The 12038-nt window shown below is 48.6% G+C and carries 7 protein-coding genes; 2 read left to right on the top strand and 5 right to left on the bottom strand.

Features of this window, described 5'->3' with window-relative positions; all coding sequences use genetic code 11:
• Positions 1–52: 52 nt before the first annotated feature.
• Positions 53–2227, bottom strand: a complete 2175-nt coding sequence (locus tag MHB56_RS29325; protein WP_341144337.1) for a beta-galactosidase — start codon at positions 2225–2227, stop codon at positions 53–55.
• 270 nt (positions 2228–2497) lie between these two features.
• On the opposite strand from MHB56_RS29325, the gene MHB56_RS29320 reads away from it, so the two are divergent.
• On the top strand, positions 2498–3781 hold the full coding sequence (locus tag MHB56_RS29320) for a response regulator (protein WP_341144336.1): 1284 nt from the start codon (positions 2498–2500) through the stop codon (positions 3779–3781).
• Between the two features lie 31 nt (positions 3782–3812).
• The gene (locus tag MHB56_RS29315) at positions 3813–5540 is read left to right on the top strand and encodes a cache domain-containing sensor histidine kinase (protein ID WP_280752978.1); all 1728 of its coding nucleotides are present in this window, start codon (positions 3813–3815) and stop codon (positions 5538–5540) included.
• A 370-nt stretch (positions 5541–5910) separates the two neighbouring features.
• Here MHB56_RS29315 and MHB56_RS29310 read toward each other — a convergent pair whose 3' ends face one another.
• The 4 genes from MHB56_RS29310 to MHB56_RS29295 form a co-directional block, all read right to left on the bottom strand.
• On the bottom strand, positions 5911–6951 hold the full coding sequence (locus MHB56_RS29310) for a hypothetical protein (protein ID WP_280752977.1): 1041 nt from the start codon (positions 6949–6951) through the stop codon (positions 5911–5913).
• Positions 6952–7011: 60 nt separating this feature from the next.
• Complete coding sequence (locus tag MHB56_RS29305) at positions 7012–9474, bottom strand: alpha-L-rhamnosidase-related protein (RefSeq protein ID WP_341144335.1); 2463 nt, start codon at positions 9472–9474, stop codon at positions 7012–7014.
• Between the two features lie 101 nt (positions 9475–9575).
• Positions 9576–11006 carry an ABC transporter substrate-binding protein gene (locus MHB56_RS29300; protein ID WP_081383668.1) on the bottom strand — a complete coding sequence of 477 codons (1431 nt, stop codon included), beginning with the start codon at positions 11004–11006 and terminating at the stop codon, positions 9576–9578.
• A gap of 142 nt (positions 11007–11148) precedes the next feature.
• Positions 11149–12033 (bottom strand): carbohydrate ABC transporter permease, encoded by an 885-nt coding sequence (locus MHB56_RS29295; RefSeq protein ID WP_051490964.1) that lies wholly within the window; start codon positions 12031–12033, stop codon positions 11149–11151.
• Positions 12034–12038: the final 5 nt, after the last annotated feature.

Genomic DNA, 12038 nt, shown 5'->3' with positions numbered 1-12038 from the left:
CCTTTAGCCAGTTTTCACCGGCTCTATATTCTCCGCTCTTTACTGATACCGGTTAAGATAATCGGAATACTTGAACATCTCCAGCTTCCACCCGCACAGTCAGTTTTGTAGTTGTGGGTTTCAATAGATTCATTGGTTGAATTTCAGCGCTGCCATCATCAAACCACGGTTCGACAGAAGTATAAACAATACCCAGCGTAACGTCAGCCTTAACCGCCATATCCCCTTCATTATGAACATAAAGAAATGCCCCTCGGTCCTGCTCACCTTCCCACTCGGAGAGATCCGCGCGGACACCGCCGCTTGCTTGTACATACGGCTGCAGCTTTAGTTCCTTCTGTAATAGATCCCGCACCAGCTGAAGCGTTCCGGGATGTCCATCCTGCCAGTAGGCAGCCGCAAGCAAGGTACCGAACCATACGGCACGCCCGTTGCCATAAGCGGCGGTAGTCAACACAGGCATGCGGTCCTCGGCAAATTCAGCCAGTACCTTCACATGGCTTTCCAGCTCTATATCCGATTTGTAATAGGATCCGTGCGCCGTATCGTCTGCTGCCGATTCCTCCGCCTTGCTGTGCTCCATAACATTCCGCAACGGAATCGCTGTCCGTGATTCGAACGCAACCTGATGATAGCTGTGATCCAGGTTCTCAGCGGAATGAATCCAAGTCTCACGGACCCCGAACACCTGGTCAAATCCATAACCGGGCACCGTATAGCTGTGGCAGCCATTCTCTGCCTGAAGTGCACCGAACGAGCATTCCGAAATCAAGATCCCGCCCTTTTCCACCCACTCGCGTAGGATGTCACACAGTTTGCGGTTCAAATATAGAGGATAGGGCATCCACAAGCAGTGGTATTGCTCCAGTGTCTTCTCGTTAACATCCGTCTCATGCAGAAATTCAACTTTATAATTGAGCTCATGCAGTAGTTTATGGGCGCCTTGTAAGGAATCGTTGTAGGTGTCCAGATGATCATGTGCCGCAAAGTTAGCAACCTGGTTCTGCGGACTGAACAGAATGGCAATCCCGTCTCCGCGCCGTTTTGCATGCATCAGCTCTTGCTTATTGTTTTGCACCAGCTTATTTAGATGAGCCATATCCTTGTACCATGGGGTTGGACTTCCGTCCAAATATACACTGCCCCATGCAGGGGCCTCCTGTCCCAATATCTCTGGTCTGTACTGCCAGAACAAATATCCCGTGATGCCACGAGCGAGCGGGGTCAGAATATGCCGTTTCATTTCCCGCAGGTCCGGCTGACGCGGCTTCATTGCAGTATTGCCTGGCAAAGCATGAATCTCCGAATTGATAATGGGTTTACCTTTGGCGGCAGAGATCAGTAGATCAGCAGACCAGGCCGAGGACCCAAGGCTATTGCCTGTCAAGTCACAGGGCTCAGCCAGCTTGAAGTCGTCCGAACCCGCTGTAATCATATTAAAGATAGGGGCGGGCACAGTGTGGGCCATAACAGGATGCAAAAGATCCAGTGACTTCACTATATCTACCCGGCTCCGCAGCTCATCCGTTAAAGTACCGGACATGAACAGGCGCCAATCCACCAGATCATTAAATACGCCTTGTCCACGCGGTGCCTCTACTTCCTCCCAGCTCCCGTAAGTCCGCTGCCATGATTCATTGAGGGCTTCCAAAGTAACATATTTATTTTTTAGCCGTTCTTGGAACACCAACAGCGATTGCTCGCAATAACACACCTGGTTGTCAAAAGACAGCTTGCGCTTGATTCCTGTGGTTAGTTCAGGCTCATTCCATAAATCCCAGACCCAGAGCGCCGGATGATCCTTAAAAGTCTTCACCGTCTCCGCCAGAAACTTTGCCTTTTCTTCGGCGGCAGCTGCATGATGATAACAGGGCCCCGGCGCTCCGCCGATCTGGCGGCAGTTAATCGCCCTTGGTTCCAGAATGGAACCGTCCGCTGTAACCATTTTGGAATCAGGATATTTTTTATAGAACCAGGCCGGCGCCACGTCGAAAATTACATTCAAAATGACCTTCAAACCATTCCTCTGCGCAATATCCATTAGCTCCTGAATATCATCGAAATGATAGGTCCCTTCTTTGGACACACTCGCGCGCCATTGTACCCAATATTTCACACAATTGAAGCCCTGTCCGGCAATATTGCTTAGGTCTTGTTCCCATTGATCACGGAAGGGGGTCGGGGAACGGTAATATTGAAACCCAAATGGAATAAATGAATCTTGCATCTAGTGTACTCCTCCTACAACGTTCAATTTCGATCTCTCTATGTTTATAAAAGCGCTTACTGCTCTTTTACGCTTAAAGTCTATCACAGTGGATTTTGCAAAAGTTAGGATGGAATCCTATGAAACGGTTTGCGAAGCTGTTGAAATGTTTGATCCTTACGCTACGTGGCAGTCACTGCGCAGAGTCACCGGGGAATATACTGCGAAATCGTTTGCGATCCTGACAACCTCAGAAATTATACCTCCTCTTTAAGAGGTTTCATGTTTATAATGGCTGTAAGACATATTAGAAACTACTTCGAGGTGAAGCCAATGTTGAAAGCGCTTGTAGTGGATGACGAATATCTGGTCCGCATGGGCATCACTCAGACCATAGACTGGGCAGAATACAACGTCGAGATCATAGGAGAAGCCAGCAATGGCGAGGAAGGATTGGAGCTTGCCCTACAGCACCGTCCAGATGTGATCATTACCGATATTCGTATGCCGTATATGAACGGTCTTGAGCTCATCGAAAAAATACGGGAACAGGACATGCTCGTAGGGATTGTCGTGCTCAGCGGTTATGACGAATTTCAATATGCGCAGGCTGCTTTGCGTTATGGCGCCTCCACCTATTTGCTAAAGCCCATTAATATAGAAGAACTTGCAAATACAGTTCGAAGCGTCGGGGATGAAATCCTTGGCAAAAAGCAACTCTCCAAGCGGTATTCACAGCTTAATGAGGAATTGGCCTCGATCTCCAAGCAGTTCTGGCAGGATTTGCTGCATGACCAACTGCATGACGAAGAGTTTATTTCAAATAAGATAAAATTACTGGAACTGCAATTGGAACCTGGAAAAGCTATCCTACCGCTGTCCATTACCTTTCCTCCTGATAACGGCCTTCAAGGAAATACTGTAGGCAAAGCGCTGGAGGATGCAGCGGCGACTATTCTGGAAGCGCATTCTTTTGAGCAACTGTGTCTATTCCGGGACAGCCATCTGGAGTGGGTTATGATCCTTCGGACCGGGGAACCAGAGCTGGCCGGAGATTCTGCACGAAAATTGGGCAAACAACTATCTGAATGGAGCCAACAGCACTTCGGCCAGGCCTTAAGCGTCGGCATAGGTAAACCTGCGGGAGAATGGAACGGGATCGTAGATTCATACCAGCAGGCTGTACTTGCTGCGCAGCGTGCCCTTTCTGGCATAGAACGTGTGCTGTATGCTGAAGAAGAGGCTGGGGCTCGGTGCCGGCGCGAAATCAGGGACGCACTCGCTTTTATTCGGGAGCACTATGCCGGAAACATTACCGTTGAGATGGTTGCTGCGGCGGTCTTCGTCAGTCCAACCCATTTGATGCATCTATTCCGTAAAGATCTGAACAAAACCTTTTACGAATGTCTGACGGAATACCGTATCGAGGAGGCCAAACGTATGCTGCGCAATCCGAAGTATCGGGTGTACGAGGTTGGCAATCAGGTCGGCTTCACTGACTCCAAATACTTTAGCCAGATCTTCAAAAAAATGACGGGCATCCCGCCGAGCGAATATGCAAAAACCTATGGGTAAGCGGAGACTAGCCAACCGGATGGATTCCTGGATGAGGCGGTTCAAGATCAAAAGCCGGATTGTTGTTGTTCTGTTAGCAGGACTGTCTCTGCATCTGGTGCTGATGCTCGTTATTTTCAATTTTTATTCCTATACCTACCTGCAAAAGGATCTGTACCGCCATGTCGTTCAGACTCAGCGCCAAATTGGGCTTAGCGTGGAGCTCATGGTCGATGACATTCAAATGTTGTTTCTGCGGTTTCTGGTGAACAGTGATATCTACCAAATCATCAATAACGATTCCCTGCCGTCAGCTGACAAGGAATCGCGAATTGGAGCTATCATCGACGGTATGCTGGCCCAGAACGACCTGGTGGGTAATGTAATTATCAGCACCAACGATAATATGCTTTATTCTTACCAGTCTAAGGAGCAGATGCTGGAAGTGCCTGAAGCCCTGTTCATCAAACGCATTCAGGAGAGCAGCATGCCTGTTGTCGGTGAGATCAAACGGGATGGAGAAGGCAATGCGTATATTCCATTCGGCCAGCAGTTCCGCAATTTCAATACTGGACAAAATATCGGGGTCGTGATCATTTATGTCAGGGAGGCTGCTTTGGCGGACCTGTATTCCTCCAGCTTCACTGGCATCGGCTACTCCTTCCTGACTTCCGACAATCGGATTATTTCTCACCCCGACAAACGGCTCTTGGGCAATTTTTTGGAGGAAAACGCCCCTCTTCGCCCAGGTAAAAAAGAAGGCTATCGTACCTGGTCAGATAACGGAAATTCCTACATCATTGCTACTTATCCTTTGAATCCCCGGTTGGAGACACTTGGGGTCAGCTGGGAATTCACCAGTGTGATTTCCAATCACAAACTGCTCTCGGGAATCGCCAAAGGCAATCAAAATGCGCTTCTGTTCGCCAGCGTTACCTTTATTGTGCTGCTGATTTTTTCCTTCTATCTGGCAGCCAAAATCACCCGTCCACTGCTGAACTTGAAGAAGAAGCTGAGCCTGTTTGGCAAAAAAGATCTGGCCGCTGTTTATGAACAGCGCGGTCAGGTTGATGAGATTTTTCAGCTTGAGTACAGCTACTATCAGATGGTGGAGCGGATCAGCCAATTAATGCTGGAGAAAGATGAGGAGAAAGAAAAGCAACGGAAAGCTGAGCTGACCGCACTTCAATCACAGATCAATCCCCATTTTCTCTACAACACACTGGATGCAATTGCCTGGATTGCCCGACTGAAGAAGCAGCCCGATATCGAACGGCTGATTTCTTCATTAGCTACCTTTTTTCGAATCAGCCTGCATAAAGGCGACAAGTTCGTGACCGTGGACGAAGAAATCCGCTTGGTGCAGAGTTTTGTGACAGTTGAGCAAATGAGGTTTCCGGATAAGTTCGAGATTGAATACGAGATTGAGGAATCGCTGCGCAAGGTTCGCATTCTGAAGCTGATTCTTCAGCCTATTGCAGAGAATGCGATCAAACACGGCATCAGCGAGAAACGCGGGATGGGCCGAATCTGGATTAAAGGCGAATTAGTGGCAGATGAGATTCGCTTCACAGTGACTGATGACGGGGTGGGATTTTCCAACGGTGCGACGCTTAGCCAAGCCAAGGAAGATGTGTTGTTTCAGAGCGGGTATGGACTAAGAAATGTGGACGAACGAATTAAACTTGAATATGGTCCTCAATATGGTTTAAGTATCTCCAGCACGCCGGGGCAAGGCACCACGGTTACGATCAACTTGAAGAAGGAACTGCCCAATTAGCGAATTTAGTTTATAAATGCGGACATAACAAAGAAATCGAACCTTTTTGAGTGGGTAAGCGGGACTTCTACTTTGCTTAAAAAAACGATTTCTTGTTTTATTCTGAGTAGTGGCAAATTAAAGATACTTTCGAGAATTATAGGTGCTTTAGTTGTATTTAATACAGCTAAAGCACCCTTTTTTTGCAGCGAGCAGAAGTTTAAATGTATTTGGTACATCTATACGTTCCAATTCTGTTGGCAGCAACTAACTTTCCGAATAATAAGTGTACTGAATACAACTATATCTTACTTCATCCGTTTATTGCCCAAGCTAGATGTATGAAATACACTTCGGTTAGCGATTTTCATGATTCAGACTCCATCTTATCTTAGTCTTTCATTGTTGAATTAATCTTCAGGTACAACTGCTTCAGTGGATTAACTATACTGCCGCTAAGCACTGAGATCAGCAGCCAGAACACTATGAACACTACGAGGTTCAGGGCGAGCATTAAATACTTAAACGTTCGCAGCTCTGCATTCATGCCATCTGCTGAGATATAGGTGACAATCCGCTCTGCCGATTCCGGTAGTGGATAGAGCAAAATCAGGCCGTCAGCCGTTTCCCGCTCCAGCAGATCTGCATCACCTCTGCCTGTACTATTTTGATCGATACCCTGTGTCACAGGCTCAGGCAAGGTAGCTTTTTCCGAAGTAACTAGTGCTGCTTTGATCTCCTGCAGGCGCTCCTTCGGGACATCGGCAGCACTCAATAGCTTCCTGTTTCCGGTCAGTAGGTAAACTTCATTTCCCCCGTAGATTGTATTCTCGCCAGATAGGTAGAAGCTGTAAAGCTTGTCAATCTCCACTTCGAGCGAGAGCAGACCGAGGACGTCTCCCATCGAACCCTTAATTTTTACTTCAAGCAACAGACGGTCGCGCAGATCCGAAGGTGCATTCATTAGATGCTCCCGGTTCAGCACCGTCCAGCGCAAAGCCTGCTCTCGGTTATTTAGAAATTGTTCCATCCCTGGTTCTTTTTTGATCTCTGCAAAGGGCAGCAACCCGGAAACATTGCTCGAGGAGTAAGTTCCCCCTGCTTCTCCCCAAATGTAAATGCCGAGAATGTCACTACTGGAAGAACGTATGCCCTCAAGTATCGGAGAGATTGCCCCGTCATATGTTGGTTTTTTCAGCGCATTCTGCACCACCTGGTTGTTGGATATAAGCTTCGAGGTCTCCTCCAGCCAGTTCATGAACAGAAGTGTGTTCTTATGCTGCTGGCCAGTGTACTGAACGGATAGCTGCCGCAGCATGTCAAGGCTTCTATGCTCCATAGTACGGTACAGAATGAAGCTCGAAGCGACAATATAGACAGTAATGAACAACACCAGGACTAGGCGGATATTGCGGCCGAACGATCTGAACATATGACTTCCCCATCCCCCTCCGGTGTATGAATCATGAAAACAAAATCAACTGAAATCAGACTAACAGCTAAGGTGACTAATGTCGATCTCCTTGTAAAAGGAACCCTCATCTGTCTCATGCACTTCATGATTAGGCAGAATTATTGTAATTGCCGATCCGGCTTGCCAAAAAGCTTTCATGTGGAAGATCTCCTGTCCTGTTACTGAACGGATCTCCCATTTGATGTTTATTGGGCCGATACTTGTACTTACGGTTCCGCTGGCCTGCCGCAGTTCTCCATAGTGGGGCTTTATAGTTATTCCCTCTATTCCTTGTTGGACACCCAATATCCCTCTGGTGAACTCAGTGATCGGCAGTGCGCTCCATGCGTGGCAGTCACTTCTGGTGCCGGTTGAATCTATTTCTGGAAGTGTAGTGAGATTAAGCTCCAACTGCTTCAACCACCGTGTCCATAGTCCGAACGAGCGGTCATACATTCCGCATTTCTCTAGCGCGCGGAATAGATAGTAGCTCATCGGCAACGAAAGCTTAGCCAGTGATGTGTCTGTTAACGTTGACTCCAGCAGTGCCGCCCCTTCTACAACATCCACTGTGCCCGCCAAAACCGCCCAGACCTGCGTGTGCTGGCTATGCTGCGTTCCCGCAGTTGCCTCCGGACTGTCGCGGAACAGCAGACTGTTCGTTAGCCGGCAGCAATCCATTACCGCAGCGTTGACCGCCGCTTTGCGTTGACGCAGTTCACCAGCAATCTGTGTCCAACCGCTGGCTGCAAGCAATTCAGCCGCTTGCTCCAGCGCGGCCGCATACATCAGGCTCAGTACGGTTGCGGGTGCATCATCCGTACAATCCGGTGCGCCGAGCGGCCATTCCTCCACCCAATCGAAGTAATTCCAATATTGGCGGGGCGTTCTGTCCACCAGACCCTCCGGAGTCAGATGTTGATCGAACCAGTCCAGCACAGATAACAGCGCTAACCGGTACTGATTCACCAAGGCCATATCCCCGAAGGATCTGTAGTGGTCATGAATCATTCCGATCCAATATAGGGAGAAGGAAGGAATGACCTGCGGCAGCACAGAGGGATAGCGACTTTGCAGCATCCCGTTTGGTAGCTGAGAGGCCTTATAATCTTCCATAGCTCTCCGCGCTAACCGGTCGTCCCCTGATAATAGGTACGTAAACTCCATCATCAGTTTGGTATCCATGGTATACTGCAGCTGTTCATAATACGGAGTATCCTCGTAGGTCTCATGCATGCAGCGCTGAAGTGTTCGTACACTGAGCTCCCATAGTTGGTTATATTGTTCATCGGAGCAGTGAAAGTTTCCTTCCGGCTGCAGTGGATATCCGGTCTCCCTATAGCTAAAGCTGGAAATCGTTAGAGGCTCGACACCAGCCTGCACTTCCAGCCGTACATAGCGGAAAGTACGGAACCAGAACGGTTCGTAGATTTCCATCCGCGCAGAGATGCCGTAACCTGCCGGGTGATAGCTATCGTAGCCCCCTCTTAATACATGTTCCTTCGTATTATCGCGGACAGCTTTGCGGCGAATCTCATCATCCCCCGTTTCTTCTTCATAACACTCAGCGCATAGTAGGGTAATCCGGCTACCTTTGCCTCCAAGAAGTCTAAGCTGCAAATACCCTGTGGTTAGCTCGCCAGCATCCAACTCCAACCAAAAATGTTGCCCTGCTTCTATTGTTATTCCAGCGGAAGGCAGTACTGCGTTGGGTGAAGCGCCGCCATCTCCATTTCGCAGCTCCAGACTATGCCCTTCCTCAAAAAAGGCTTGCCCTACCCCGCTACTGCTGCGCATTAGCTTCAGAAAAAATTGCTCCCGCTCATACAACAGCGGAATCGGACGCCGGGCCAGCTGCCAAGGGGTTAATTGGCCATATTCATCCCGCACCGGTTGCACAATTCCGGTAGCAAGCCAGGCACTGTCATCATATTCGGGCAGTGTCCAATCCAGCAGCGCTGCGTCACCCCCCACTTCTTCCAGTCCACCCATCCAGCGTATGATCGGAAACTGCTGGAGCTTATAGCTGCGATCCTTAATACTTTTCCATGAGCTATCCGTATTTAGCTCCTGTACTAGCTGCCCGCCTTGTGTAACTGCCGCTTCCACAAGCAGACCGCCTTTTTGCGAGCGCCAGACGGACAAAGGTCCGTCTTCACCCAGTTCAAAGGGCGTAGTCCCTGCATAATGAACGACCATAACAGCAAGCACATTTAAACCTGGTTGTAGAACATTGTCCAGACTGAATTCTTCATAATACTGTATATGACCATGTCCTTTACAAGGACCGGCCCATAAACGCTGCCCATTGACGAACAGCCTGTAGCGGCTGTCTGCGGTAATGGCCAAATCCAGGGTGCAGGTCTTTCCGATACCAGCTGGCAGTTCGAACACTCTGCGAAAGTACGCACGCTCGTGCTGCTGTTCCCTATCCGCTGATCCTTGCTCCTCCTGCGGCCAGATCCAGCGTGCTCCCCAGTCTCCCCATTCTTTTGCTGCCATGTTATGCATATCTCCTTTATCTCATTTAAGTAGTTAAGGCAATCTACGCAGAAACGGCATCGCCGCCCTTCAGAAGGACGACGTCGCCGTTGGTCTGCGTTTTATTTAACCTTATCGAGATAATCACGTTGGAATTCTTCGGCAGCCCTATCCAAGATCTGTTGCGGATCTGCGTTCTTGTCCGTCAGTACGGTTTGCAGTACGATATCCAGCTTTTGGTACAATTCCTGTGCGTTGACTGGTTCTTCCGCCCGCATGCCTTTGCTGCCATTGTCCATATAATCACGGAACAAATCCAGATTGACGTTGTTGTATTTGTCGAGAATCTTTTGTTCTTCTCCAATCCGTTTCTCATCAGTCCAAATCCGCAGCCCGTAAGGCCCTACGATCAGCCCTTGATCGCTCAGTGTCTTCTTCTCAATATCCCAACCGGTCAGTGCCTCTTCAGAGGACTCTGGTGTAAATCCGTAGGTTTTTAGCCATTTGAATCCGGCATCAATCTGCTCAGGTGTTACATTAGGCGAGAACATATATAGGCCGCCACCGAGCAGGGTTACAGGTTTCCCGATCGGTCCTACTGGAAGCGCGGACATTGCCACATTGTCCTTGGACATCTTAGTCTGTTGCTGGATGACCGGTGACCAGTCATTCGTGCCGAAGCTCATAGCGACCTGATCGGTTCCGAACAAGCGGAACATATCGTTCGTAACATCGACCAGATTGTTGTCGGGCAGTACATCATATTTCCATTTTAAGTCCTTCACATATTGCAGGGCCGCTGCTGCTTCCGGTGAATTGAACACCGCCTGCCATTTCCCGTCTACCTGTTTTTCAAATTCTGCTCCGTATGCCCAGGCAATGTTCATGAACATCCAACCGCCTTGACCACTTTTTGTAGGCAAGAACATTCCGGCTTTACCGGTCTTTTGTTTAATAATCTGCGCAGTTTCTGCTAGCTCTTCATATGTTTTAGGAAATTTAGGAATTCCCTTGTCGTCCAGCAGTCCAGCCTCCTTGAAAAGATTCATATTGTAGAGCATACCGATGACGTATCCGTCCTTCGGAATCCCATAATACTTGTCGTCCTTGGTAACCATTTTCAGCAGATCTGGATTGATCGCCTTGTCGTAGCCATATTTTTTCATCGTATCCGTTATGTCAGCGGCGTAATTTGCCTTGATGATTTTGCTTGTTTCTGTAAAAAAGGTTTCGTATACCGTCGGAAGCTGGCCGCTGGCCGCTTTTGGCAGGAATGAGCTGACGTCATACCCCCATTCATCTTTGTCCACAATAATTTCCGGATAATTGGCTTTCATCTTCGCCATGACCTGCTCATACTGGGCGATTTTGGCTTCCTCATTCGGCTTTGGCCAGTTACTGACCTTGATCGTCACCTGTTGATTGCCCGCTGTCTCCGTCTTTCCTCCGGCATTCTTCTCATTGGAGCCGCCTCCGCAGCCAGCCAGTCCGGCAGAAAAAAGCAGCGTAAGTGCCAGTGTAGCTGTCAGGTTCTTGGTGTGTCCTTTTTTCAATGTAATTCCCCCTAGTCTTATTGTTAAAGCATTCTTCGCAACATGTAAAGCGCTTTCTTTTTGAATCTGAAATCATCTTAACATGCACCTTCTGCAGCACCCTACGGGGCAAAACTGTGAAATGGTTTGTGATCGGGTGATGTTACCCTTTAATACTGCCGCCGAAGGATTGCCCGTTCATAATGTACTTTTGGAAAAAAATAAACAGGATAATCGGCGGCAGAATCGCAAACGTCAACGCAATAAACTGTATGTCCTGCGGCAATGTCGCCTTCAGATTGTAAATAGCCACAATGACCGACCAGGTCGATTTATCCTTCAGCACCATAAAGGGCCAGAAGAAGTCCTGCCAGACACTGTTCATCGTAAGGATTGTAATTGTAGCCATAACTGGTCCGCTGAGCGGGAGAATGACTCGAATAAAAATACCGATGGTGCTCGCTCCGTCAATTTTGGCTGCTTCCAGCAGCGCTTGTGGGATGGTATCGAAAAAGTTTTTGAAGATCAGAATTACCACCGGATTCACAGCAGCCATAAACCACATCGGCCAGTAAGTATTGGTCAGGTTCAAGTGCAACAGCGGAAAATCAATCAGATTCTTAAACAGCGGCACCATGCCCACTGTATTCGGCACCATCATGGTCCACACGATCAGGGCAAACAGCAGGGCACTGCCCCGCGGCTTTAGCTTGGAGAAGAAATATCCGGCCAGTCCGTTAAAAGTAAGGCAGAACAGTACAGAACCTGCGGCCAGATAAGCCGTATTCAGATAATAACTGAGGAAGTTAAACTCCTGCCAGGTCTCCCATAGCTTGCCAACATTGAACGAGCGGGGGATCAGGGTGGGCGGGATTGCATAAAACTCTTTGATGTCCTTCAGACTTGAGACCATAATCCAGACCGGAGGCAAAATACAGACAGCGGCCAGCACAATCATCAGAATGAACATGCACCAATACAGCAGGCGCACCCAAGGTGATCTGTATTCTATATTGCCGATAATGCCATATGCTTCTTTAGTTTTCATAGCTT

Source organism: Paenibacillus sp. FSL H8-0315 (assembly GCF_038005365.1).
GTDB classification, from domain to species: Bacteria; Bacillota; Bacilli; order Paenibacillales; family Paenibacillaceae; genus Paenibacillus_AQ; species Paenibacillus_AQ odorifer.
This window is presented reverse-complemented; position numbering and strand designations above follow the sequence as displayed.

Bases quoted from the DNA above. Each gene is read 5' to 3' on its own strand.
- MHB56_RS29310 (WP_280752977.1), bottom strand. From the start codon at position 6,951: ATGTTCAGATCGTTCGGCCGCAATATCCGCCTAGTCCTGGTGTTGTTC.
- MHB56_RS29315 (WP_280752978.1), top strand. From the start codon at position 3,813: ATGAGGCGGTTCAAGATCAAAAGCCGGATTGTTGTTGTTCTGTTAGCA.
- MHB56_RS29320 (WP_341144336.1), top strand. From the start codon at position 2,498: ATGGCTGTAAGACATATTAGAAACTACTTCGAGGTGAAGCCAATGTTG.
- MHB56_RS29305 (WP_341144335.1), bottom strand. From the start codon at position 9,474: ATGGCAGCAAAAGAATGGGGAGACTGGGGAGCACGCTGGATCTGGCCG.
- MHB56_RS29325 (WP_341144337.1), bottom strand. From the start codon at position 2,227: ATGCAAGATTCATTTATTCCATTTGGGTTTCAATATTACCGTTCCCCG.
- MHB56_RS29295 (WP_051490964.1), bottom strand. From the start codon at position 12,033: ATGAAAACTAAAGAAGCATATGGCATTATCGGCAATATAGAATACAGA.